This window comes from Mucilaginibacter sp. P4_A11, from assembly GCF_056402535.1.
The window spans coordinates 109,466-134,299 of record NZ_JBFUHE010000015.1 but is presented as its reverse complement, the minus strand read 5'-3'; the positions used below and the strand labels follow the sequence as shown (position 1 = coordinate 134,299).

Below are 24,834 nucleotides of genomic sequence, written 5' to 3'. Positions count from 1 at the left end.
ATTAAAATAACTTATGTGTCAAATTTATGTTCATTTGTGCGAAAAAATAAATTGTAATATAAAAAATACAAAAGCCCATCAATGACAGGCTTTGGCAGACATAGGGGTCGTAGGGGTATTAAAGCTCTCCAATTCAGGTATTACAAATATAAACCTCGATGCTTTGGTATGATTATTAAAAACAACGAAAACTTGTAACGACTTTGTTATAAAGTCGGATCGCCAGGCACCAGTTGGTGATAAATAAAACGGGGTAATGACGATATTCGGGTACCGAACTAATAAATATAATGAACCAATTCATTAATCTTTTCTGGACTGCACTTGGTTTCGCGGCAGTATTTGCCTATTGGTTTTCAGAAGGTTTATCTGCCTGGTTTTACCTGTTTATTGGTTTAAGTACTATTCCGGCCTTTCTTTCCCGAAATTTTTTTGATAGAATTCAATTGAGTCGTAATGCAAAATTTTACGAGCGTTTAGGGGTGAGGTTCATCCGGAAATTTGTTCAGCACGGTGATTTTGCAACCCGGCTGGCAAGGAAGAGCCATCCGGCACATCCGATTATCCGACAGATCGTAAACCCGGAAGGGTATCTCAGTACCATTGCCATGTATGAACGATTCCATTTTGTTTGTTTTGCCTTTTTTCTGCTTACAAGCATTGTAGCCATGGTGCAGGGGCGCTATTTAGCAGCATTGACAATAGTAATGAGTAACGGGGTTTACAACGTTTGTCCTATTTTATTGCAGCAATTTAACCGAATCAGAGTATTGAATCTTCACCGTCGGCAAGTCCCTTAATGCAGTGCGTCCATCCATACCTGGTAACTTGCTTTGCCCTCATTACCCACCGAATAAAACGGAACTGCGGTGAGCGTTTGTTTATTTCCAGATGATGTTATTCTTATTGTATTGAAACCTTTTGCTGATCCGTTTTTAGGTTGTAGTTGTAAAACGGCATTTTCAATAATGCTGCTTTCAGAAAGAGGAGGGTTGTTATTAGTTTCAAAAGCGTAAACCAACGGGCCCGCGGCGACAGCCAGTTTATTATTCAACTCGGCAACCCGGGTGTTAGGTGTAACAATACGCGGCTGCGTAGGCAAATCCAAACTAATTTGATCACCTGCCCGCCATTTACGTGTTATAACTGCATAACCGTTCTGTACATGAACAGGAAATGATTTGCCATTCACGGCAACTGTCACTTGCCCTTTAGATTTAGAATTATACAGATCAAAAGGGTTTTCTTTGCCGATAGCCCAACCGGGAATGCGGACATGTACCGTGAAATTATTCGCCTTAGCCGGGTTAACGTTAATCTGTACTTTGCCATTCCATGGGTAGGCAGTATGCTGGCTAATGGTTACTCTGTTTGGGCCGTTGCCTATATTAGCGCTGCCTCCTATAAATAAGTTAACGTAAACGCCTTTCAGTTTGTCTGTAGCATAAATAAAGCCCGGTAATGCCCCAAATATTTTTAATAGCATAGGAGGGCAGCATGGACAACTATGCCATACCCATCGCGGGTGATCAGTTGCAATTAAGGGGTTCTCATAGTTGTAGTGCGCACCATCAAGCGAGATACCTGAAAGAATGTTGTTATAAAGCGCACGTTCAAACTCATCCATATACTTACCGTGAGCCTGCAACTCATTCATGCGCTCGCTAAAAAAAGCAGCACTGATAGATGCACAGGTTTCAAGATATGCGGATTGTGGCAGGTAATAATCTTTACCAAATTTTTCGTCATCGGCAATTGCACCCTGGCCACCTGTAATAAAGGTACGTTTACCCGCCATGTTATCCCAATAATGATTTGCAGTTTGGATGTATGGCGGGTCATTATCATAGGCTCCAATAGCAGCAATGGCTGTTCCCAGTAACGTGGCGCGCACGGCATGGCCCTCAATGGTTTGCTGTGTAAAAACAGATTGGTCGTCCTGGTTATAGCTGCCATACGCCTGTCTTTTGCGTGACCCATCGGCATCCGCGGGTACGCCGCGGTGTTCGATCCAGTATTTTGCAATGTGAAGGTAAGCATCGGGCATTACCGGCGCCTGTATTTTGCCTGCAAGTGCTGGTTGAGCCTTAAACAGAAGGTAAAGCTTGAAGAAAGCCTCCTCAGGACCAGCATGGCCGGGTATAAGGTTAAGTTTGGGCGAATCGCCCATTACGCTGCACATATAATCGGCCATCTTAACCGCTACAGTTAAAAGTTTGGTTTTACCTGTAGCATTATAATAATGTACACCTGCTTCTGCCAGCATACCCGCGTTGTACAAATCGTGCTGCCAGCGGTCGTCCCCGCCGTTTGTTCCCCAGCGCTGAGACGGACGGTTTAATGTGGTATACGTGTTGATGTAACCATCAGGGTCAGCCGCTTGTGCTGCTGCAATGCGGTCAATATATATATCAAGTTTATTTTCTAATGCTTTGTCGGGGTATGCAACCAGAAGATCTGCGGCCCCGCGAATGCTTTCGTAAACCAAACCATCGTACCATGGCGGCCCATCGCTTTCGCCGGTGTTTTTTTTACCTTGTGCTACTCTGTCAAAATTAAGGAAGGCATTACGTGTACGTCCAGTCTTTTCTTTTTCCTTTATCAGGTCTTCGCGATCAGGTTCATAATCGCCCTCAAGTTTATTGAGTACGTCATAAACCGTAACCGTATGAATGGTATTCAATTTAGGCGACCAAAACGCATCGTTTATCGTAACATGTTTTATATCTACAGGTGTTATCTGTTGTGCAATGGCTGCCGTGTTGCACGCCGTAATAGCTATGCTGCCTGTTAACAGGAATTGTATGGTGCTTTTTAATTTCATTTTTTGTGTTTATCGGTTAAAGCGTATTATGGTGTAAGAAACCGCTGGCAAGGTATAATTAATTACGTCTTCAGTCGTGGATATACGGGCTGATTTCGGGCTGATCAATGTTGGTTGCGCAGGGGTATTAACATCTTTCAGCTTGCCTGTAAGCTGCACTATTGAGGCAGCTGATTTTCGTTTTTCAAAACCAACGAAGTTGATACTGGCCGGAACCGGTTTTTCTTCAGGATTTACAATATGCAATATCAACTGTTTACCATCCTCACTAAGGGTAGCGCTAACATCAATTTGGCCGGTAACCGTAGTTGCAATGTTTAAAGGTAAATGATTTGCAGATGCCATTTGCTGCACATAAAACGGCGGCATACCCCAAACATGGGCGGGTGTAAAAAACACTTGTCCCTGATCCCAGCCGTTATCATTTTGCCCTAAGGGTTGTAGTGCGTTTGCCGCACATGAGGTTAGTACAAAATCGCCGTGGCGGCGTACTGCATTCAGCGTACTTGCATGGCCAAGTGCCCTTGAAACATCGTGACGACCACCATTTTCTTCAAATATGGTACATTTAAGGTCTGTACCTGGATGCCACGCGGCAAACATCGCCTTCATTTGGGTAAGGGAGCTATCTACCTTAGCACCCGCGTTCGGATTATCGGCGTCTGTATGCAGGTCCCAGTAATCAGCTTTACCATCTATTGCTTTAAAAACCAGTTCCATATTAGGCGACCCGGGGCGCCACCATGCCGAACAAATAAATTTTATGGTAGTGTCTTTTGAGTGCATAGCGCTCTGCAGGAGGTTGAAACGTTCAGCGTAGTGCTCATATTCTGATTTTACATCTCCGTTAAAGATCACTTCTTCGTTACCAATTTCAATATATTTTATTTTGTACGGGGCATGGTGACCGTTATCAGCACGTTGTTTGCCCCATTTGGTAGATACATCGCCCTTCAGGTATTCCACCATGTCGGCCACGTCTTGTGGTGTTTCTTCAATATTGATTGCAAATGCTGCCTCAAAGCCTGCCGCCTCACAAAATTGCAGAAACTCTTCAATGCCAAAACCATTGGTAGCGTAAGGATACCAGTGCCCGCGATAAGGTGGCCGCTTATCCCGCGGTCCGATCATGTTTTTAAAGCGGTAATCAGCAGCGTTAACCATTGTGCCGCCGTATCGCAAAAAGTTAAGTCCTTCGTGCTGCATGGCCGTTGCTATATCGGAGCGTAGCGGAAGGCCTTTGAACTGTTCCTGTTTACACATGAATGTTACCTGGTCGGCCCAAAGCTTTCCCTTGCTGCTTATGCTAATGGCAAGCCGGGCTTTTGCATCGCTTTGAGATGATTTTAATGCAAATGGGTACGATACCCAGCCCGATGTTATTTTTTTTATTACCTGGCTGCCATAAATCTTTTTGCCATCGGCACTTTGCAACGATAGCGTTACTCCTCCGTTAATGCCATCGCCCATCATAAGTAATGTACCTGAGTAAATATTGCCTTTGCGCAAAGCTATTCCCCAGCGGTTTAATCCGCTGTTGGCAATGCCGGTTATGCCTTTAGTTCCGTTGTGTGTAATTACCTGCGATTGTTTGCCGTTGTATGCATTGTTTGTGTCTAATGAAAATGAGCCCGCACCGCCAATGTTAATTGCATCCCAGGCGCCGCTTACTTTCGGCGAAGGCTCCGCATGGAAGTTTTCGGCAACGGTCTTTTCCTCGGTCGCGATAGAAAGATTTTTAAATTCCACATCGGCATTGTATGTTCTAAGCCCAAAGCTTCCCGGAGGTAAAGGGGCTTTAATGTCTGTTAAGGTGGCGATGGCTGATTTATCATCATTAAGATAGACCTTAAATATATTGCCGTTATTTTCTATCCTAAGCTTTATCCAGTTTTTAAAATCGATAGAAAGCCTCGTTTCACTTATTGGGGTCCAGTTGTTTTGGTGTTTGCCAAATACCAGTACCTTTTTATTCGGGTCCAGACTGATTTCATAACCCTTAAAATTGTCGGCGCCTTTATGTGCATTGTTCACATTAACCAATATGCCTGCGTTATCATTTCGACGGCCAAACTTCATCAAAAATTCCGCGGTATATGAAGTGCCGGGCCATTGTTGTTTTATAAGTTTAAACCCCTCTCCGGCATTTACGCTTATACCGTTTTGACCAGGTTGCCAATAGCCGTCATAGCTTCTCCAGCCCGCAATAAGCGGTGCGGCACGAGGCTCTTCAAAGCTTTCCCCGAAAATACGCTGATCGTAAAGGCCGCCATATATCTCGTGGTTAACGTCTTCAATACATGCTCCATAAACATTAGCTGGCACCCGGTTAAGCACCTGCGAAGCGTTGATTGTTATTTGTGCTTGCTGGGCCAGGGCAGCAACGGGGAAAGTGAATAAAATACAGAAACAAAGCTTTGCGGCTGAGGTTTTCAAAAGCATGAGAGACGTAGATAATTGTTATGTTTGTTGGTAATGTAGTGCAAAAATGTAGCATAATGTGTCAATTATCTTATACTCCATTACCGAATTATAGCACTGTATTGATATATGAAGTTTTTTGAGGAGAAAATATTAACGGGTGACAGGCTTTTTGTAATTAAAGAGGAAAGTTTTCCGTACAACGATTTTCCGTTGCATACCCATCCGGAGTATGAAATTATATTGGTAATGAAAAGCAGGGGCACGCGTTATGTGGGGGATCATATAGCAGATTTTTTTCCAGGTGATCTGTGCCTGTTTGGGCCCAATTTACCTCATACATTTTATAATAAGCATATGCCTGCAGATAGGGAGGTGCATCAGGTTGTTATCCAGTTTGATGAAAACTGCCTTGGCGTTGGTTTTTTTGATAAACCGCAGTTTGCTTCAATAAGGAATTTATTAGAGAGGGCACAGCACGGACTTGCTTTTAGCGGGCCATTGCGCGATCTCGCCGAAAAAAAAATAAAGGCCATGGTAAATGTTGACGATGCTGAGGCAGTAGCAGGCCTCATCAGTGTATTGGGCTTGCTTTCCAAAGCAATAACCTACGAGTTGCTATCGGTGCAAAAACAAATAGCTGCAAGCGTACAGAAAGATACGGCCCGAATGACTGTTGTTTACCATTATCTGCTTGATAACTTCAGGAATGATATTGTGCTTGAGGATATTGCTGCTATAGCTAACCTTTCAGTTTCGGCGTTTTGCAGGTATTTTAAACAGCATACCCGCAAAACACTATCTGAGTTTGTTAACGATCTGCGCATTGGCTACGCCTGCAGTTTGTTGCAACAAAAAAATCTCAGCGTTTTGCAGGTTTGTTTTGAAAGCGGTTTTAATAACATCTCCTATTTTAACCGCCGCTTTAAAAGGCAAACCGGGGTGTCTCCCTTGTTTTATCAAAAAAATAATGATCGAGGATATCCCCGGTAAATAGCAAAAGAACAACAGGGCCATGTTGGCCATTGCATATTTTATAATTATCGCAATGCTATGGTGCTGATTAAAGGGATAAAGGATTTCGCGCTAACTAATTCTGTCATTTATACTGCTTATGAATAAGCCATATGTAGGGTCTCTTTGACGCATCTATAATATCATGACCGATAGCAAATTTTGGGTTAAGGACTGATAAATACAACCGGCTTTACATTCAGTAATTCCCTTACCACGGAAAATGATGGTTACACAGGCTATCTCAAAAGAACTGATACCAGCAACGAAAAAATCTTACTGAGAAAAATATTCGAAAAACGGAGAGGGATATTTTGGTTGAGGTTGCCGCAGAAAAGCAGCAACCCCGTAATTACCTGAATCTTGCCCCGGCCTCTGCCGTAGACAACATACCTACCGGAATATTTAAAAATGGGTAAAAAATAATCCTGGTAAATATCCCGGACTGGTCTGTTTGGTATTTGATATTATTTAAATGACTTAAAAGCTGCTGCTGCCTGGTTTAGTTGGGCAGCGCTGTTGGTTTGCTGACCATTGTGTATAATAATCCGATATCTGAATGTTGCCGATTCCCCTTTCTTTAAAGTAAGGTTCTTCTCTGATTTACCATTGGTGAAAATCTTTTCGCCCAGCGGATTGGCGGCAAACAGGCCGTAACCACGGGCATGCCAAAAAGTAGGATAATTAGGGTTTTGAGGATGATCAATAATAGTAACGCTTACCGAATCGGCACCTATTTTGCCATACACTTTGCACCATACGCCGCGGGTGCTCCATGCATCATTGCCTGTTTTGCCCTCGCTGGTAAGGTAAGTGCCGTTGGCTACTTTATCGGTGCCGCCTTTTACTATCGTTACATTGCCTTTATCATCAGTAAATTTCTGATCGGCAGGATCGGGGATCTGCAGCTCGTGGGCCAGGCGCAGGCCAAGCATCCCATCTTTTGCATCTTTAAAAAACGCGTCCATATCGGCAGTTAACGTAGTTACGCGGTCAATAATACGTTCCTGTTTGTTCCCGCTAAATTCAAAACGGGTATGTTCTTCCAATATCACTTGTTTTTGCTGATTTGTCCAGTTTGCATGGTAGGCCAGTATGCCTTTTGCCCCGTCTTTTGTTTCCAAAATTTTGTCGGTACGGATCCAGCCATAGCCACTCTTTTTAGCGGCAGGTATGGCATAGGAGTTATTCCAGAAATCGAGCCCGTTCAGGTTTTCAAAATTAAACCAGAGGCCAATATGATGAGGGTGATCGGTAGGATCACCGGGGCGTGGAGCCAGGGGAAAGCCGCGGGTTACCAATGTGCCATCTGCCGACCTCAAAGGGTATAGCACCGGTTTTTCCAAAGTATCCGGATACAGGAAAGTGGTAAAAGGTTTGCCACCTATCAGGATCTCTATTTTATTTCCTGCTGATTTGACCAATTTCACAGGCTCGGCCTGCTGAGCATGTATTGTCATAGCAAATAAGGTGTTAGCAGCAAAAATGCAGGCCCACTTTTTTAATATTTTCATAAGAGGTAAGGTTAGATAAGCGTGTGAAAAGATTAGTCATAAAAGCATTGGATTGTACGATTTCCCTCTTGAGAGGGGGGAGGGGTGTGTTACTGCTTTGATATGCCTATTGCAGAAACACAGCCCTGCTACCATTTGTTCCTCCGCGTCCTCCTCTCAAGAGGAGATTTTTATATGTTTAGCCTTAATATTTAAACACTTTCCCGTTAGCCATTACTTCCTGGGTAGCTTCATCAAAAGTAGCTTTGTATCCGGTATGCACGGCGGCATTGGTCATAATGTTGGCTATCGAATGGCTGTAACCTGCTTCAACAGGGGCGTTTGGCTGCTTACGGCTACGCACGCACTCCATCCAGTTGCGTACATGGTTTGATGTCAGTATATCGCCGCCGGTATTGGCTGAAGCCACTACTTTTTCGGTATTGGTCAGGCTAAGTTCGGGCAGCAGGTTTGCCTTCATATGCATAGCATCGGCCATTTTTTGGGTAAGTCCCCCTTCAGGCGATACTGTATTGGTATTAAGGTTAAGCTCGCCGCCATTTGAGTAGTAGATCTCGGCCGGGTGCTCATCTCCATTGTGCATTCTCGAGCCAAAAGTAACCTGGAAGCCGGTTGAAGGGTCATTAAGCGGACCGTAATCAAATGCTGCCAATATAGTATCCCAATTGCGGCGCCCGTCTTTCCACATATAAATACCTCCGTTGGCGACTACGCTGCGTGGGTGCTTTAAGCCACTGAACCAGTGTACCGTATCAATCTGATGGCTCATCCACTGACCGGCCAATCCAGATGAGTATGGCCAGAAAAGACGGTATTCAAGGTATTTACGCGGATCGAAATCTTCATATGGCCGGTTCATGATAAAGCGCTTCCAGTCGGTATCCTGCTCTTTCAGTTGCCCTAACAGTTCCGGTCTGCGCCAGCGGCCGGGTTGGTTCACGTTCCAGGTAAGTTCGACCATGGTGATTGGCCCAAACTTACCCGAGCTGATAAATTCATTAGCTGCATGGTAGTTAGCGCCGCTTCTGCGCTGCGATCCAATTTGTACGATCTTCCCCGATTCCTTTACCGCCTTTAAGGCAGCGCGGTTATCTTCCATGGTTTCGGCGAAAGGTTTTTCTACATAAGCATCGCAGCCGGCCTTTACAGCTTCAATAGCGTGCCGTGCGTGCTGAAAATCGGCAGTGCTGATAAATACAGCATCAACCGTTTTACTGTCGTATAGTTCCTCGTTATTACGGTAAGCTTTTACGTCATGCTGCATTTTTTCTTTCCAGAGGGCTGCACCTTCCTCACGTCGCTTATTCCATATATCAGATACGGCAACCACCTCAAAATTGAGTTCTTTGTAGTGGTTCATGAAGCTGGGTACATGTGAGCTCTTATGCCTGTCTGAGAAGCCTATCACTCCAACTCTAACCCTGTCATTGGCTCCAATAATGCGTTTATAACTTTGGGCGCTCCAGCTTTTTGGGGCAAGCATAATCCCGGCCCCGGCTAAAGCGGCCTGCCTGATAAAGGTACGACGTGATTTTTCCATGTAGTAAATAGTTTTGTTTGCAGGTTGTTTTTCTTCAAAAAAACGTGGACGCATTAGGGGGAGCGCCTATATTTTTTCGTTGATTAAAAGGTAAACTGGTTAATGCCGGCACTTATGTGCTACGAAATCAAATATCGAAGAATTGAATTAAAAAGCAATAGCGTTTTTAACTGTTAATGTAACAATAATACTGTATTGGAAAGCTGAAAGCATAATGCACAAAGCCGAAAGCTGGGTAAGATTTCTAATGTTCGATTACATTATAGCCCGGTTTGCACCGCCGTCCACTTGTATAGTTGTTCCGCTGATGTATGCGGCCTGGGCAGATGAAAGAAATGCAACCAACGCTGCAAATTCTTCCGGTTTGCCAATGCGCCCAAGCGGAATGTTCCTTGTCTTTTCTTTAATTGCTTCTTCTGGATCTACATCCTGGGGTAGTGTGTGTTTGATCCGGTCGGTTAAAATAAGGCCTGGCGCAATATTGTTGACTGTAATTTGATAGGTACCCAATTCGTCGGCCAGCATTTTTGCCATACCGACCACGCCCATACGCATAGCGGTAGAAAGCACCGAGTTGGCCAGTACAGACTTAACTGAACCACTAATGATATTAATAATACGGCCATTGCCTGCGGCTTTCATAAAAGGTAAAACTAACCTTGATGTTCGGACGAAACTAAGCATATTCTGCTCGAACGCCTGCTGCCACTGGTTATCGTCAAAACTCTCGAACTTTCCGAACGGAGGCCCGCCTGCATTGTTGACAAGGATATCTATCCGTCCGTACACACTGCCTGCCTGGTTGATAAATGCATTCAACTGTTCGTTATCGGTAACATCCACCGGAAAGCAGGTCACTTCATTTTCCGTTTGAGACCGGATCTCTTCTGCTGCTAAATTCAGTTCAGTTATATTGCGGGAACCGATGATGACTTTCGCTCCTTCTGCAGATAAGGCCAGCGCCGAGGCTTTCCCCAATCCTTTACTTGCCGCCAATACAACGGCTATCTTTTGATCTAATCCTAAATTCATAAGCAAATGTTTTAAACGTAAATCTCATGAATTTTTGGAGAACCGCTATAGTTGCGTTATAAAATTTGGCTCCGAACCGATATGCTGAAAATTATCATCCAATAAACGGTGTTACCTTTTAATGGCATATCCCATGTACAGAATATTCATATCGTCGCTTTCTACCAAAATGAATTTTTCTCCAAGTTGAGCAAAGGTCCATGTTCCTTTGGCTCTTTTTCGCAGATAGCCCAGCATCGTAGGGATTGAAACATTCGGAGATGAACCTCTGTGCTCTTTAAAGTCAAAATTATTTTTGGTTAATAAAGCGGTTAATTCTTCGGGCTTGATAAACATATCCCAATTGTGGAGGTTGGGAGGCATAAAAGCCCAGCGTTTCCATTCCTGCCAAATTTTAATAGCCACCAGCTTGCTAACAAAAGTGCGATTTAGGGTATCGTAAAAGAACAACCCCGTAGGTTTTAGCACCCTCGTTATTTCGGAAATTACCTTAGGCAGGTCTCTTACATGTTCCAGCACATCGCAGCACACCACACAATCAAAAGATTGATCGGGGTATGGTAAACTTTCGGCGAAACCTTGTTCATATTTTATATTTAAGTCACTTAGTTTAGCATGATTTATGGCCGTATTCATTGAGTTTTCAGAAGGTTCGATCCCTGTTGTCTCAAAGCCCAGTTTGCATATTTCTTCAGAAAGTATTCCTCCGCCCGAGCCAACTTCCAGAGCTGTTAAGCCCGCCGGGTTTATATTTAGCCTGGCAAGTACTTTTTTTAAGTAACCAACACGACAAGGGTTAACACTGGTTTTTAAAAGGTGAAGTACAGTGTCAGGTTTCCACCAGATATCACCATCCGCGTTGTATAGATTGTTGTCAATTTTTTCGTAAACTTCGGTTGAGACTTTTTCCATTTTAGTTTTGTTTATAGTTGAAAGTCTATATTAATGATGTTAAAAAAACAACTTGTGTATACAGGCATGCGGCGAGTAGCTCTTCCTGCGCTATGCAGAAATTCTGCTTCTTATTTGAGCCACAGCCCCTGAATTAAAAACAGAAATAAAGGATATTAAAGATTTTGTTTGGTTGGATGAATATAATAAATAATTAATTATCAACAAAATAGACTTATGTATTGCTAGCCTACGAAAAATTTCCTACCTAAAATTTGTTTCGTACGAAAAGTTTTCTACCTTTGTTTTGGAGATAGATATGAAAGCACAAAATAAGCCGATAGAGCCCACTAAATCTGAATTGGAAATACTACAGGTATTATGGGAAAAAGGTCCTTTAACAGTACGCTCAGTGAATGATGAGTTGCTAAAGCAAAAAGAGGTGAACTATACTACAACTTTAAAGCTGATGCAGATCATGGCGGATAAGGGGATCCTGAAACGCGATGAAAGCCAGATGAAGCACATCTACAGGGTGGTAGAGGAGGAGCAGGAAACCAAAGCGCATCTATTGGATAAGTTTGTGGATACCATGTATAAAGGCTCAGCCGGTAAGCTGGTGATGCAGTTACTGGGGAACAAAAAAACATCGCAACAGGAATTGCAGGAGATCAAAGACCTGCTCAAAAAACTGGAAGAATAATTAACCGATAAAATTTAACCGCCATGGATGTTACCATTGTAAAAGCAAATACCGATTACCTGGTTAAAGCGCTATGCGATACGCTTATTCATTCATTATGGCAAGGAGTATTACTTGCTGCACTGGCAGGTATAATTGTTGTTTGCACCCGGAGATCGAGCCCGGTACGCCGCTACAATTTATTGATGACAGCACTGTTAATTTTTGCCTGTACGGTTGCTTTTACATTGATCCATGAGGTTACGAAGGAGAAAACAACACTGCCGGTAATAATAGGAGGGCAGGTTATCATTGCTGAAAATGCAGCGTTAGTGCCTCAGGCTATTCCAAAAACTAATGATTATCAAGCCGTATTGCGTTTTTTGAATGCTCACTCCGGCAGTATTGTATTAGTATGGTTTTTGGTGGTGATTGCGCGCGTATTGCAATTGCTCACGGGTTTACATAGCCTGTATTACCTGCGCAGGCGTCAGGTTTTGGCTGTAAGTGAAGCCTGGGAAAACCGGGTTAAACAATTAGCTTTACAATTAGGCATCAAGCAATTGGTAGGTATAGCTGAATCGGGGATAGCCAAAGTGCCCATGGTAATAGGGCATTTAAAACCATTGATCCTGATCCCTGCGGGGCTCATCACCGCAATGCCCCCTGATGCCATAGAGGCTATCCTTATACATGAGCTGGCCCACATCCGCCGCCGCGATTATATCATGAATTTGCTGGTGAGTATGATGGAGATCATTTTCTTCTTTAACCCGGCTGTGCTTTGGATTGCTTCGCTTATCCGCGCAGAGCGCGAAAATTGTTGCGACGATATTGCTGTTACCCATACCGGCAGCAAAGTAAACTATATAAAGGCTTTGGTAGCTTGCCAGGAATATCAATTGGCTACCCCGGCCTATGCAATGGCCTTAGCCGGTCGTAAAAATCATTTGATGGGGCGCGTAAAACGGATGCTTTCCAATAATAACCAGTCGTTAAATGTGATGGAGCGTTCACTGCTGGCTGTTTGCCTGGCAATGGCAATATTGCTTACCGCCGCCTTTTCCAACGTGGATAAAATAAACAAATTGGTTAACAAGGTAGTACAAAGTAAAAATGTATCAGCGTCTCATAAGCAATCCATCCTTCAGCCTGAAAGAATAAAAACGGCTGATAAAGCAGCAAAAGCTGTATTGTCGATACCTAAAGATACTACTTTTAAAGTCAAACCGGATACCTCTAAGTTCAGGATCTACAGCCCCGATGAGGTGGGCGACCATACATCGATGTCATTGCTCAATGGCAGCGTACAAACCCGCCTGGTTAAATTTGATGGTGTATTATATCAGCTTAACTTTGTCAATGACCGTATCAGCTCATTGCAGGTTAACGGCAAAACGGTACCAGCTCATGAATATCCAGCTTATCTTTCAGTTATTGATCAGGCAATGCGGCGCCCTGTACCTGTTGCGCCCGTTGCACAAACTGCCCGGGTTGCCCGACAACCCGATCCAATAACACCTATAAAGCAACCGGGTGTTGGCCTTACGCCAATGAAAACATCTTTAGGTAGTTTAAAAACAAATTTGGGCGGCATCCAACCATCGCCGGGTGCTTACAGTAATAGCGCAAAAGCGTATAATGCCGCGGCGGCTAAATATACCCCCGCCGACTCATACCATGAAACCTATAAGGACTATTTCGACGATACTAACCGAAAGAAACTAACCGCCGAGCTCATTACCGAAGGGATTATTCATAACAGCGACGAATTGGTTTCGTTTAAACTGAGTGATACGGAGTTTATTGTTAATGGTAAAAAAATGTCGGATGATATTTACCAGAAATTCAAAAAAACATACGTAAAAGCACCCGTAAAAGGACAACTGGGCAACTGGTCATGGATGTATAATTTCGATGTTAAAAAAGACTCAACGCAAGCAGTGCAACATCCACAATAATCATCAAACTAAATATCTACCATAATCAATTGTGTCCAAAAGCATGAACAGGATAACTATTGAAAAAAATAAACAGGTAATCGGCATTTAACCCTTAACCATACAATATCATGAAAATAAAAATAGCGGTTTTTTTTGCCGCCTGGATAACTAGTGCCTCAACTTTTGCAAATGCACAAACCATGCTTAGCCTTAGCGGTAAGGTTATTGGGGCCGATAATAAGCCTTTGGACGGTGCCGCTGTTTACCTGCTCAAAGGTCAGGATTCTGTATTGGTTAAAACAGCGCTTGCTGACGCTTTGGGCTTGTATAGTTTTCGGATAAAACCGGGCGCATACAAGATATCAGTTAGCATGATGGGATACCAGGTGTATAAATCAGGCTTGATGCAATTGGATCAGGATAAAGTACTGGAGCCGATGGTTTTACACGCTTCGGGTACGGCGCTCAAAGAGGTTAATGTGATTGCCCAGCGGCCATTTGTACAACAAAAGATAGACAGGACCATCATCAGTCCAGAGGCGCTCATCAGCAATGCCGGAAGCACCGCGCTTGAGGTATTGGAAAAAGCACCCGGGGTTATCGTTGATCAAAACGGCGCGATAAGTTTAAAAGGGAAAGGGGTAACCATTTTTATAGATGATAAACCTACCTATCTTTCCGGCATCGACCTGGAAAATTACCTAAAGTCGCTAACTTCCGCGGCAATAGATCAGATTGAGTTAATGCCGAATCCGCCGGCCAAATATGATGCGGCAGGTAATGGCGGTGTGATCAATATCCGCACCAAGAAAAATAAGGTGAAAGGCTTTAATGGCAGTATCAGCCTTAACTACACGCAAGGGCGCTATGCTAAAACCAATAACAGTTTAAACTTCAATTATCGCGACAACCGGATTAACATCTTCGGTAATTTGAGTTACAATAAAGGGAATGGTTTCAGCGATCTGGATATCAACCGCCACTTTGAAGACGCCACCGGCGCAATTACCTCTAACTTTATCCAAAACTCCTTCATCAGGCGCAAAAGCGATAACTATTTTGCAAAAATTGGTGCCGATTATTATATCTCCGACAAAAGCACCTTCGGTATCAACCTTACTGGTATTTATAATCCATACAGCACCAAAACTCCGGTAACAAGCCAGTTTTCAAACGCGGCAAACCAGCCCGATTCTACTATAATTGCCCACAATCAGGAACATGGTACATTTAAAAACGGGGGTGCCAACCTTAACTATCGTCACCAGTATGACAAGAACGGGCATGAATTTTCTGCCGATCTGGACTATCTAAATTATTATACCAATAATAACCAGTTATTCAATAACAGCAGCTACCTGCCGAATGGTACACTGACAGGTGACGAGATCCTGACTGGAATGCTGCCGGCGCATATCAATATATATTCGGCGAAGGCAGATTACGACCACCCGCTTAAAAATGGAATCAAGCTATCGGCCGGATTAAAATCAAGCTATACCCATACAGATAATATTGCCGATTATTTTTACACCATCGCGGGTACCATGACCCCCGATTACGGCAAAACCAATCACTTTATCTACAAAGAAAATATTAATGCAGCCTATATTAACGCAACCAGGGATTATAAACAACTTTCCATCCAGGCCGGGCTTAGGGTAGAGAACACCATATCCAACGGGCATCAGCTGGGAAATGTGCAGCGGCCAGATTCGTCCTTTAAAAGGAATTATACCAACTTGTTCCCAACTGTTTACCTGCAATATAAATTGGACACCAGTAGCCGGAACCAGTTAAGCCTGAACTATGGCCGCCGTATTGAACGCCCTTATTACCAGGACCTAAACCCGTTCCTTTCGCCGCTTGATAAGTTTACCTATTACACTGGCAACCCCTTTTTGCGGCCGACGTTTACTGATAACTTTGAACTTTCGCATACCTACAAGAACAGGTTTACTACAACTGTAAGCTACAGTAGGTCGCATGATGATGTAAACGAAACCATTGAAATTGTAGATGGTATTTATTACAGCCGACCGGGTAATATCGGCAAGTATACCGTTAAAACGCTTTCTTTTGATGCTACGTTTGATCCGGCGAAATGGTTTAACTTCCATATTTCCGGGCGGGTATCACAGATCCATTCTGTAAGCGATTTTTACACAGGCTTGCTGGATACCAAAGGCACTTACTTCTTTTTCAGGCCGATACTCACCTTTAAACTGGGCAACGACTGGACTACACAGCTTGACGGCGGTTACCAAAGCAAAATTACCAGTGCACAGTTTGTGCTGGGCAGCAGGGGTAAGGTAAATGCGGCTGTTTCCAAAAAGCTTTCGGCAAAAACAACGCTGAAACTGGTTGTTAATGATATTTTCTACACTTTTAAAAACACAGGCGTTATCACCCACCTCAGCCAAACCCGGGCCGACTGGCGTAACCTTAGCGATACCCGTACGGGTGTATTATCGCTCAGCTATCGCTTCGGTAAAACTATATCCGGGCAGCGCCAGCATGATGCTAATGGAGCAGAGAGTGAGCAGAACAGGGTGAAGAACTAAATATAAAGAGGCCCGTCACCTTGAGTGTTTAAATTCAGTAAACTCTGAAGGCGAAATGAAAAAAGAGGATCGGTCAGTCTGAGCCTGTCGAAGACTCGCGCGCAGGGGCCTTACCCACCATGCTTCGACAAGCTACCCATGACATGATAAATAAAGAATGTTCCCGTCAGCAGGTAAGCTTCGGGTGAAATCGGGCAGAACTATGGTGGTCTTGAGCGTAGGAAAGGGCATAGCAAGTTTTTGCGGAAGCGTCGGGAAAGTGTGAGCGCAGCAGGGCAAAATAATTGCAGCCGTGGTTCTGCCCGATTTGCAGGGCAGAGGCCTGTGCGCAAAGAAGCCTACCTGCTGACTTGACTTTTTGGATACTTTTGTGTCAAGACAAAAGTATCTGGCCCTGCGCGGCCAAGAGCGCGACGATGAAAGTCCATAGAATAAAGATCGTTACCTGACTGTCGGGGATTGCTTCGTACCTCGCAAATGACGTGGTGAAGATGTCATTTCACCTTCAGAATTCATCGGATTTAAACACTCAGCATGACACCCTTTTTAATCATATCATCGGTAGGAAAGATCTTCTTCACCACTCAAGTTCGCTATGTTTGGTGGAGAAGATCTTTCGTTACCTGCTCAACATGACAAATAGAATTTAGACGGACTTTAAACTCAACCCATCCTCTAACTTTCCTTTGGATTAGGCTCACCTTTACCTGTAGTGATCAAGTTGTACAAACTGCCGGTGATATAGCCCGTCCATGCGTTTGAACAAACTTCATAGCATTCATGCTCCGGAACCAGCCCCTGATGTGTGAAACGGACTTGTGTTTTATCGCCTTGTTTGGAAATTTCGAAGATGACTTTGGTGTGTTTCCATTCGGTTTGGTCTTCAGTGAAGCTGAAATAGTTGTCGAGCACAAGCCAAACTACTTTTTGGTTAGGGATAACTTCCGTTAATTTCATGGTGCAACGGTGAAGGTCGCGGGCTTTGTAGGTAAATTCATCGTTGAGTTTTTCGGTACCACCTTTTACTTCTTCCGACCACCATCCGCGAACGTTGTTGATGGCATCAAAGGCCTCTTTGGGCGATTTGTCTACCACTATGGTTACGGTTAAATCCTGATCTTTCATTTCTTATTCATTTTATCGTTCATTAAAACCCCCAGTTTGTCCAGTTTATCGCCCCAGAACTTATCATAGTATGCTAACCATTCATTAAGTTCTTTAAAGCCGTCCTGTTTTAAAACGCAATGCCTTTCCCTGCCGATATCCTGGATAGCGATAAAGCCGGCGTTGTAAAGCACTTTGATATGCTTCGAAACAGCCGGGCGGCTCATATCAAAGTTTTCGGCCAGCGAATTAATCGTACGGCTATCTTTCGAAAGCAGGTGTAGTATTTGCCTCCTGCTCGGATCGGCAATTACCTGGAATACATCAAGCCTGTGCTGTTCCATCTTTTTCTGCGTTTATAACCTGCAGCATTTTGTTGATGAGCACCAACCATCCCTTTTCCATTGAGTTAAACATCAACGGATTTACAGAGTCTGCAAAATCGCGGTGGATCAGTAAAAGCTCGGTGCCATTGTCTTTTTCAGTTAGCATCCAGTTTACCGTCGAATTACTCAATTCACCATTACCCGGCCCAAATTTCCATGAATAGGAGAGCTTTTTAAATGGCACTACTTCCAGGATCTTACAATAAAAGATACCGTCGAAATCCATTTCGGGCATCGGTTTAGCCCTTAGCTCAAATTCGTGGCCAGGTATAGGCTTCAGATCGCCGGGCATGAGCCATTGTGTTATCAATTCCTGATTGGTAAGAAATTCCCAAACCACTTCTGGTGGGTGGGGATAAAATAATTGGTGCTGAATAATTTTCGCCATGATAGGTAACTTTTAAGTTACTCAAATATATATGTAACTTGCGAGTTACGCAAATTTATTTTCATCTTTTTATTCAACTACTAATGTGTTTGTAAGGGGCTTGCGGGTAACCAAGGTTTGAATTGATAAAGAGGAGTAAAGATATTGTTAGGGAGCAAAACCATGAAACAACTCGCTCTGGTTCTTGGCTATGCTATTTTAACGTTAATTTTATTTGGACTAATTCTAAATAAGTCATTTCTTTGCGCTAAATCCTGTTAGCAATGAACATCAACGTACCCCCCCTGACGGTTCCTATAAACAAAAAATCCCGATGCTCCGTCGCCAAACTTTACATCGGGTTAATGTTAACCGATCCTTTTAATCCATTAATCATTTCACTCAAATTTATGAAATCTGTTTTACTCTGCAGTAAACGGTCAAACTTTACTTCGCTATTATTTCAACATTTTTACTTTCTTTTAATCATCCTTTCTTTTTCGGCCTTCATTGCTAAGGCTGATGACGGTGCTACCGGTAGTATAAAAGGTAAAGTTACCACTGCCGATGGTCAGCCAGCTGTTGGTATTACCGTCGCTTTAAAAAATACGACTTATGGTTCCCTTACCGATGCCGACGGCCGTTATGTTATCGCTAAAATCAAACCCGGCAGCTATACTATCCGCGTATCTGCTGTAGGCCTTGCACCCGAAGAAAAATCGGTAACCGTAGCTTCCGGCAGCACCCAAATTCTTGATTTTATACTGAAAGAGAACGCCAGCATATTAAAAGAGGTAGCTATCACCGGGGCTAAAAGTCGCTATAAGGCCGATGTACCATCCAATTCAATGCGCCTTAACGAGCCGTTGTTGGAAGCACCACAAAATATCCAGGTAATTACCTCGCAAACGCTATCCGATCAGCAGGTGATCTCCATGGGAGATGGTGTTATTCGCAATGTAAGCGGTGCTACCCGTCTCGAACACTGGGGCGATCTGTATACCCGTGTAAATATGCGCGGCAGCCGTGCGGCGGCATTTCGCAATGGGATGAACGTAACCTCAAACTGGGGACCGCTAAGCGAGGACATGAGCTTTGTTGAGCGCATTGAATTTGTAAAAGGCCCGGCCGGCTTTATGATGAGTAACGGTGAACCAAGCGGCATTTACAACGTGGTTACCAAAAAGCCTACAGGTCGCGATTTTAACGGCGAGGCCACCATGACCATGGGCAGCTATGACCTGTACCGCGCCACTTTAGATCTGGATGGTAAAGCCACTAAATCGGGCAGCCTTTCATATCGCTTAAACCTGATGGATCAAACCAAAAACTCGTTCCGTAATTATGAGTTTAACGACCGTTTTAGCATAGCCCCGGTACTTACCTGGAAAGTTGATGATAAAACCTCGCTTACCTTTGAGTATACCTATCAGCATGCCAAATTATCAAACCTTGGCTCATACTATGTATTTGCAACCCAGGGTTACGCAGTAAAACCGCGTGATTTTACCATAACCGAGCCCGGCATAGCACCWACTTACGTAAAAGATAACAGCGCCTTTATTTATCTCAATCACCAGATAGATGAGCACTGGAAACTAACCGGACAGCTGGGGTATTTCAACTACCAGCAGCAGGGTAGTTCGGGCTGGGTGAATAGCGTAAAAGCCAATGGTGATCTTATCCGAAGCATATCCATCTGGGATGCATCAAACGTGATGAAATTTGGCCAGGTGTTTTTGAATGGCGATGTACAAACAGGTGCGGTGCGTCACCGGATCCTGGGCGGGCTTGACCTCGGTAACAAACAATACATTGCCGATTGGGGACAAGGCGGCGCTATTGACAGCGAAGCCAAACCATTTAACATCAACAACCCGGTTTATAACCAGCCTGCTTTAGGCCTACCTGTATTTGACAGATCGAAACCCTTGGCACAACGCGGTGCGGGCAATCTTTCAAGCCAATCATATACTGGCGTATACGGACAGGATGAACTGGGCTTTTTCGATAATGTATTGCGTGTAACCATTGCCGGTCGTTATACCTATGTAAAAGAGATCAATTACCTTGCAGGCCGTAACCAGAAAAAATTTACCCCACGTTTTGGTGTAAGCGTAAATATCGACAGGCAAACATCTGTTTACGGCTTGTTTGATCAATCATTTGTGCCGCAAAGCGCGCTGATTCGTGATGGCAGCCTGCCAAAACCTATCACCGGCAACAACCTGGAAGCCGGTATTAAACGCGATTGGTTCGATGGCAGTTGGAGCACTACTTTATCTGCTTATCGCATCCTTAAAAATAACACCCTTACTGCCGACCCTGATAACAAAGGCTCAGAAGGATTTGTGATAGATGTTGGCCAAACCAAAACCCAGGGTATTGAATTTGATACCCGCGGACAGATCTTCAGCGGTCTTTCATTAGTAGCCAATTATGCTTATACCGATTCAAAGATTTCTAAGACCGGTGGCGCAGCCAACCTGCCTGCAACAGCTGTTGTTGGAGCAAAAGTGCCTGGCTACGCAAAGCATAATGCAAACGCTTCATTAACTTATACCATACAAAGCGGTTCCCTTAAAAACAGCGGGATTTATGCAGGCGCAACCTACCAGGGCGACCGCACCACCTGGACATGGAACGCCAGCAGTAACCAATTGCAGCTGCCTGATTATTACAAGTTTGATGGCGGCGTGTTTTGGGGTAAAGACCACATCAAGATAAGCGCTAACGTGTACAACCTGCTTGATAAGTACCTGTACAGCGGTGCCGCCTATGCCACTTATTATTACTGGCAGGCAGAAGCCGGGCGTAACTATCGCCTTGGCATCAGCTATCGTTTCTAAAAAACAATTTATCCACTTGCAGGCCGGGATTCCGGCCTGCCTTTTTTAGTTCAATATGCTTAAAACTGCTACTCCGGCCCGTGCCGTTAAACCAAAAAAGAGAGGCGATTCGCTGTTTAAAAGGATATCTGCGTGGCTGCATTTGTGGCTGGGGCTTTTTTCAGGAATTATTGTGGTAATTGTAAGCTTTACGGGAGCTATTTATGTTTTTGAAAAAGAGATCCGCAGTGTAACCGAGCCGTGGACACGTGTACAGCCACAAAATCAAAAAATGCTGCCACCCTCTGCACTGGTAAACACAGCCGTTAAAACGGTGCCGGGTATGAAACCTACGGCGATAAATTATGGTTTGCCCGACCAATCAGCAGCGGCGGTTTCTTATAGCCGAAAAACAGGCTTGCTTGTAACTGTTTTTATGGATCCCTATAGCGGGCGGGTATTGAAAAAAACGACCACCGATTTTGTAGGCAACAAAGGCGACTTTGACTTTTTTAGATTTATACTGCACGGTCATCGCGCTTTGTGGTTGCCATATCCCATAGGCCGACCCATTATTGGGGTAGCAATTTTGATATTTGTGGTTTTATTACTATCAGGCCTGGTATTATGGTGGCCCAAAAAGTGGACTAAAGCCACGCGCGATAAAAGCTTCAAAGTAAAATGGAATGCCAGTTTCAAAAGGGTTAATTACGACCTGCATAATGTTTTTGGTTTTTATAGTATGTTGTTGTTGCTCATCATCGCTTTAACCGGCCTGGTGTGGAGCTTTCAGTGGGTTAGTAAATCAGTATATTGGGCTACATCGGGCGGGAAATCATTAACCGAAGAAGTTGCCATGGTTTCAGATACTACTACAAAGCTGTCATTCAATATGACTTCTGTTGATAAACTCTGGAACAAAATTGCCATAGAGGACAAGCCCGAAGGTTTTTACATCAACTTACCCCGCCAAAAGGCCGACCTGATTGAAGTGATAGCCTACCTGCGTTCGGGTACTTATTACAAAACCAATATTTACAATTTTGATCAGTATACGCTTAAACCGCTCAAATCGGCAGGGCCGTTTTCGGGACGATACGAAGATGCCGGTGCTGCCGATAAATTGCGCAGGATGAATTACGATATCCATGTAGGTGCTATACTGGGCATCCCTGGCAAAGTGATAGCGTTTTTTCTTGCTATGGTATCAGCAAGCTTACCTATAACCGGTTTTTATATCTGGTGGGGAAAGAGGAATAAAAAGCCGGCAGTAAAACCACAGCGGCCTAAAAAGGTTGAGAAGGAGTTGGTTGTACAATAGGAACGTCATTGCGAGGTACGAAGCAATCGCGAACTACACAGGGCTGACCTGCAAATTGGGGATTGCTTCGTACCTCGCAATGACGCTTTTTTTAATGTAATATGTTTCTTTAATCAAGGTTATCCATTCGGGTGCGCATTCTGATACAAAATAACTCCCGTTACTATCAAAACAATTAAAAGCAACACTGCAAGTATGATCTTGATAGCGCTTACCGGCCGCTGACCGATAACTTCTCCGGTGCTGGCGTTAACTGTAAACTGATAAACCTTGTTGTTGTAGTTATAGGCACTTACCCAAACCGGTAGCATCAGGTATTTTATAGCTTTATCAAGGTATTGGGTATCCGTGCTGTCTATCCTTTGCTCATCGCCGCCAATATCATCTCTTATTGCTGAGTTTATTTCTCCAACGGTTTGCTCTGCTGCTTTTACAAAACCCTGTTCAGGGTCTAACTGGTAAGTTTCGGAACGGAAGCCGCTCATATAGCGTTCATCAAACTTAACCAGCATGTCAAAATTCCAGGGGCCAAGTTTATTAAGTGTTTTTTCAGGCAATGATTTACTGGCCGGTACCATCAGGTCGCGAAAATCGCATTCTACCCTTCCCGAAGTATATGACCAACTGGTGTGTCGTACCTGCCTGGTCCTGGTTTCCTCACGGCCGTTAACTGTTTCCGTATAGGTTTCAGTGGTGTAATAATAATCGCCGCGTTCGCCGCTGTAATCAGTTACGGTATAGGTATCGTAGGTCCAGTGGGGCAGGTAAACGCCTTTTAATGCTGATGAACTGTCGCTTACTTTTTTTGCCAGATCGTTCGGTGCCCACCACAAGCTTTTAAGCCATCTTTTGAAAAATTCAATTCCCTGTTGCTGGGTAATGGCAAAAGGTAAAATATAATGGGGTGGTACGTATTGCTGCCCGCTTTCCAAATCCAGCACAAGAGGAGCAGTACAGAACGGGCATTTGTCTGAGGTTACAAACTGATCAAGAATAGTTTGTGAGCCACAGTTTTTGCAATTTACCACCTTCAGATCGGCGCTTTGTTTGGTATTATCGATGCCGGCAACAAACTCCTCATAATCATAAGGTGAAATGTCGCGACTATCGGGAGCATCCTCAATGACATTGCTCACGCCGCAATAATCGCACAGCAAATTGTGCGTGCCGGGATTAAAGTGTAATAAGGCTCCGCAGCCTGAACAATTTAATGAATTGTTTATAGCCGATGGATTAACCTGGTTGTTCATTTCAGAAATATAGATTTAGGAATAGTTACAGATCAGGCTATCGGTGGCGGTACGTTATTAAACAGTTCAGCTATTTCCTCAACGGATGATGCAGGGGTCCATGCAGCCATACCTTTTTTCCAGATCATGCTCTCCCTGCTTAATGTTCCGCTACTAACCATTGCATTGATGTCATCGATTGAGTGCGGCCCGTCAGATTTACCGTCTTTTACAATATGGTATTGAACGCCGGGAGTGGGCGGCGGCGGTGGTGTATCAGCACCGGTATTGTTAGGTGTAACCTGGTTTTGCTGAAAGATATTGCCAACCTGGCCCATCATAGCGGCACCAACACCCAAACCCATACCGGCGGCTCCTAAGTTACCGCCGATAGTGTTTTCCGCAGATTTTTCAATGGCGTTGGCAGCCTGGAATTGTGCATAAGCGCCAAGGTTACCCAATATGCCCATTTCACTGCGTTTGTCAAGCATTTGCTCAACTTCGGGTGGCAGGGAAATGTTTTCAACCAATAATTTGGTGAGGCTAAGACCAAGATCAGCAAAATCTGGCTGGATAGATTCAGTTATGAATTTCCCCATTTCGTTGTAGTTGGCCGCCAGGTCAAGGATCTTTATTTTCGACTCAGCTACGGCATCCATGCCGCGTGATACAACGGTATTCCGTAATTGCTCATTAATATCCTCAATAACAAAATCGGGATTTGTGGCAGATATTTCTTTGATGAATGTTTTAGGGTCCTGAACCTTGAAATTGAACGAGCCAAATGCTCTTAAACGTACCGGCCCAAATTCAGCATCGCGGATCATGACCGGGTTTTTTGTTCCCCATTTTTGATTGGTGAACTGGCGCAGGCTTACAAAATATACATCAACCTTAAACGGGCTTTCAAATCCATATTTCCAGCTCATTAAGGTGGTCAATAATGGCATGTTTTGAGTTTGCAGCTCATAAGTACCAGCAGTGTACACATCTGCAATACGGCCTTCATTCATAAAAACAGCCGCCTGCGACTCGCGTACAACGAGCCGGGCACCCATTTTGATAGCATTGTCGTGGCGTGGAAATTTCCATACAAGGGTGTTTTGAGTGTTGTCAACCCACTCTATAATGTCTATAAGTTCGTTCCGAAGGATATTGAACAGGCCCATATTTT

Annotated in this window: 18 protein-coding genes; 7 read left to right on the top strand and 11 right to left on the bottom strand. The window is 44.0% G+C overall.

Going from position 1 to position 24,834, the window contains the following annotated elements; all coding sequences use genetic code 11:
* Positions 1 to 290: 290 nt before the first annotated feature.
* Entirely contained in the window at positions 291 to 800 is a 510-nt protein-coding gene (locus AC1DUD_RS24705) for a glycosyl-4,4'-diaponeurosporenoate acyltransferase CrtO family protein (RefSeq protein ID WP_477379420.1), read from the top strand.
* Here the strand turns inward: AC1DUD_RS24705 and AC1DUD_RS24700 are convergent.
* Both AC1DUD_RS24700 and AC1DUD_RS24695 read right to left on the bottom strand, forming a co-directional pair.
* Complete coding sequence (locus AC1DUD_RS24700; RefSeq protein WP_477379418.1) at positions 797 to 2,824, bottom strand: glycoside hydrolase family 127 protein; 2,028 nt, start codon at positions 2,822 to 2,824, stop codon at positions 797 to 799. The two genes, AC1DUD_RS24705 and AC1DUD_RS24700, sit on opposite strands and share 4 nt — an antisense overlap.
* A 9-nt stretch (positions 2,825 to 2,833) precedes the next feature.
* Complete coding sequence (locus tag AC1DUD_RS24695; protein WP_477379416.1) at positions 2,834 to 5,266, bottom strand: alpha-L-arabinofuranosidase C-terminal domain-containing protein; 2,433 nt, start codon at positions 5,264 to 5,266, stop codon at positions 2,834 to 2,836.
* A gap of 108 nt (positions 5,267 to 5,374) precedes the next feature.
* On the opposite strand from AC1DUD_RS24695, the gene AC1DUD_RS24690 reads away from it, so the two are divergent.
* A complete protein-coding gene (locus tag AC1DUD_RS24690; RefSeq protein ID WP_477379414.1) occupies positions 5,375 to 6,238 on the top strand; it encodes an AraC family transcriptional regulator in 864 nt (287 codons plus the stop codon).
* Positions 6,239 to 6,726: 488 nt separating this feature from the next.
* Here AC1DUD_RS24690 and AC1DUD_RS24685 read toward each other — a convergent pair whose 3' ends face one another.
* From AC1DUD_RS24685 to ubiG, 4 genes are all read right to left on the bottom strand, one after another.
* Entirely contained in the window at positions 6,727 to 7,773 is a 1,047-nt protein-coding gene (locus AC1DUD_RS24685) for a DUF6807 domain-containing protein (RefSeq protein WP_477379412.1), read from the bottom strand.
* Between the two features lie 184 nt (positions 7,774 to 7,957).
* Complete coding sequence (locus AC1DUD_RS24680; protein WP_477379410.1) at positions 7,958 to 9,313, bottom strand: Gfo/Idh/MocA family protein; 1,356 nt, start codon at positions 9,311 to 9,313, stop codon at positions 7,958 to 7,960.
* Positions 9,314 to 9,568: 255 nt separating this feature from the next.
* Complete coding sequence (locus AC1DUD_RS24675; RefSeq protein ID WP_477379408.1) at positions 9,569 to 10,345, bottom strand: SDR family oxidoreductase; 777 nt, start codon at positions 10,343 to 10,345, stop codon at positions 9,569 to 9,571.
* Between the two features lie 111 nt (positions 10,346 to 10,456).
* The gene (gene ubiG, locus AC1DUD_RS24670; protein ID WP_477379406.1) at positions 10,457 to 11,257 is read right to left on the bottom strand and encodes a bifunctional 2-polyprenyl-6-hydroxyphenol methylase/3-demethylubiquinol 3-O-methyltransferase UbiG; all 801 of its coding nucleotides are present in this window, start codon (positions 11,255 to 11,257) and stop codon (positions 10,457 to 10,459) included.
* A gap of 298 nt (positions 11,258 to 11,555) precedes the next feature.
* Between ubiG and AC1DUD_RS24665 the strand changes: the two genes are divergently transcribed.
* The 3 genes from AC1DUD_RS24665 (at position 11,556) to AC1DUD_RS24655 (ending at position 16,425) form a co-directional block, all read left to right on the top strand.
* Positions 11,556 to 11,939, top strand: a complete 384-nt coding sequence (locus tag AC1DUD_RS24665; protein ID WP_477379404.1) for a BlaI/MecI/CopY family transcriptional regulator — start codon at positions 11,556 to 11,558, stop codon at positions 11,937 to 11,939.
* 23 nt (positions 11,940 to 11,962) lie between these two features.
* A complete protein-coding gene (locus AC1DUD_RS24660) occupies positions 11,963 to 13,879 on the top strand; it encodes a M56 family metallopeptidase (RefSeq protein WP_477379402.1) in 1,917 nt (638 codons plus the stop codon).
* A 110-nt stretch (positions 13,880 to 13,989) separates the two neighbouring features.
* On the top strand, positions 13,990 to 16,425 hold the full coding sequence (locus AC1DUD_RS24655; protein ID WP_477379400.1) for a TonB-dependent receptor domain-containing protein: 2,436 nt from the start codon (positions 13,990 to 13,992) through the stop codon (positions 16,423 to 16,425).
* Between the two features lie 675 nt (positions 16,426 to 17,100).
* Here the strand turns inward: AC1DUD_RS24655 and AC1DUD_RS24650 are convergent.
* From AC1DUD_RS24650 to AC1DUD_RS24640, 3 genes are read right to left on the bottom strand one after another with little or no spacing between them, the layout of a single operon-like run.
* Positions 17,101 to 17,550, bottom strand: a complete 450-nt coding sequence (locus AC1DUD_RS24650) for an SRPBCC family protein (RefSeq protein WP_477379398.1) — start codon at positions 17,548 to 17,550, stop codon at positions 17,101 to 17,103.
* Complete coding sequence (locus tag AC1DUD_RS24645; protein ID WP_477379396.1) at positions 17,547 to 17,873, bottom strand: ArsR/SmtB family transcription factor; 327 nt, start codon at positions 17,871 to 17,873, stop codon at positions 17,547 to 17,549. Before AC1DUD_RS24645 ends, AC1DUD_RS24650 begins: the two co-directional genes overlap by 4 nt.
* Entirely contained in the window at positions 17,854 to 18,303 is a 450-nt protein-coding gene (locus AC1DUD_RS24640; protein WP_477379394.1) for an SRPBCC family protein, read from the bottom strand. Before AC1DUD_RS24640 ends, AC1DUD_RS24645 begins: the two co-directional genes overlap by 20 nt.
* Positions 18,304 to 18,692: 389 nt before the next feature.
* Between AC1DUD_RS24640 and AC1DUD_RS24635 the strand changes: the two genes are divergently transcribed.
* Both AC1DUD_RS24635 and AC1DUD_RS24630 read left to right on the top strand, forming a co-directional pair.
* Complete coding sequence (locus tag AC1DUD_RS24635) at positions 18,693 to 21,131, top strand: TonB-dependent siderophore receptor (RefSeq protein ID WP_477379392.1); 2,439 nt, start codon at positions 18,693 to 18,695, stop codon at positions 21,129 to 21,131.
* A 55-nt stretch (positions 21,132 to 21,186) separates the two neighbouring features.
* A complete protein-coding gene (locus AC1DUD_RS24630) occupies positions 21,187 to 22,431 on the top strand; it encodes a PepSY-associated TM helix domain-containing protein (protein WP_477379390.1) in 1,245 nt (414 codons plus the stop codon).
* Between the two features lie 119 nt (positions 22,432 to 22,550).
* On the opposite strand, the gene AC1DUD_RS24625 is transcribed toward AC1DUD_RS24630, so the two are convergent.
* On the bottom strand, positions 22,551 to 23,681 hold the full coding sequence (locus tag AC1DUD_RS24625) for a zinc finger domain-containing protein (RefSeq protein ID WP_477379388.1): 1,131 nt from the start codon (positions 23,679 to 23,681) through the stop codon (positions 22,551 to 22,553).
* Positions 23,682 to 23,713: 32 nt separating this feature from the next.
* Positions 23,714 to 24,829, bottom strand: coding sequence for an SPFH domain-containing protein (locus AC1DUD_RS24620; protein WP_477379386.1), 1,116 nt, complete (start codon positions 24,827 to 24,829; stop codon positions 23,714 to 23,716).
* Positions 24,830 to 24,834: the final 5 nt, after the last annotated feature.

Excerpts from the sequence above, each read along its gene's own strand:
- AC1DUD_RS24665 (WP_477379404.1), top strand. The coding sequence starts at position 11,556 with ATGAAAGCACAAAATAAGCCGATAGAGCCCACTAAATCTGAATTGGAA.
- AC1DUD_RS24625 (WP_477379388.1), bottom strand. The coding sequence starts at position 23,681 with ATGAACAACCAGGTTAATCCATCGGCTATAAACAATTCATTAAATTGT.
- AC1DUD_RS24690 (WP_477379414.1), top strand. The coding sequence starts at position 5,375 with ATGAAGTTTTTTGAGGAGAAAATATTAACGGGTGACAGGCTTTTTGTA.
- AC1DUD_RS24645 (WP_477379396.1), bottom strand. The coding sequence starts at position 17,873 with ATGGAACAGCACAGGCTTGATGTATTCCAGGTAATTGCCGATCCGAGC.
- AC1DUD_RS24620 (WP_477379386.1), bottom strand. The coding sequence starts at position 24,829 with ATGGGCCTGTTCAATATCCTTCGGAACGAACTTATAGACATTATAGAG.
- AC1DUD_RS24695 (WP_477379416.1), bottom strand. The coding sequence starts at position 5,266 with ATGCTTTTGAAAACCTCAGCCGCAAAGCTTTGTTTCTGTATTTTATTC.
- AC1DUD_RS24685 (WP_477379412.1), bottom strand. The coding sequence starts at position 7,773 with ATGAAAATATTAAAAAAGTGGGCCTGCATTTTTGCTGCTAACACCTTA.
- AC1DUD_RS24630 (WP_477379390.1), top strand. The coding sequence starts at position 21,187 with ATGCTTAAAACTGCTACTCCGGCCCGTGCCGTTAAACCAAAAAAGAGA.
- AC1DUD_RS24705 (WP_477379420.1), top strand. The coding sequence starts at position 291 with ATGAACCAATTCATTAATCTTTTCTGGACTGCACTTGGTTTCGCGGCA.
- AC1DUD_RS24675 (WP_477379408.1), bottom strand. The coding sequence starts at position 10,345 with ATGAATTTAGGATTAGATCAAAAGATAGCCGTTGTATTGGCGGCAAGT.
- ubiG (WP_477379406.1), bottom strand. The coding sequence starts at position 11,257 with ATGGAAAAAGTCTCAACCGAAGTTTACGAAAAAATTGACAACAATCTA.
- AC1DUD_RS24700 (WP_477379418.1), bottom strand. The coding sequence starts at position 2,824 with ATGAAATTAAAAAGCACCATACAATTCCTGTTAACAGGCAGCATAGCT.
- AC1DUD_RS24650 (WP_477379398.1), bottom strand. The coding sequence starts at position 17,550 with ATGAAAGATCAGGATTTAACCGTAACCATAGTGGTAGACAAATCGCCC.
- AC1DUD_RS24680 (WP_477379410.1), bottom strand. The coding sequence starts at position 9,313 with ATGGAAAAATCACGTCGTACCTTTATCAGGCAGGCCGCTTTAGCCGGG.
- AC1DUD_RS24640 (WP_477379394.1), bottom strand. The coding sequence starts at position 18,303 with ATGGCGAAAATTATTCAGCACCAATTATTTTATCCCCACCCACCAGAA.
- AC1DUD_RS24660 (WP_477379402.1), top strand. The coding sequence starts at position 11,963 with ATGGATGTTACCATTGTAAAAGCAAATACCGATTACCTGGTTAAAGCG.
- AC1DUD_RS24655 (WP_477379400.1), top strand. The coding sequence starts at position 13,990 with ATGAAAATAAAAATAGCGGTTTTTTTTGCCGCCTGGATAACTAGTGCC.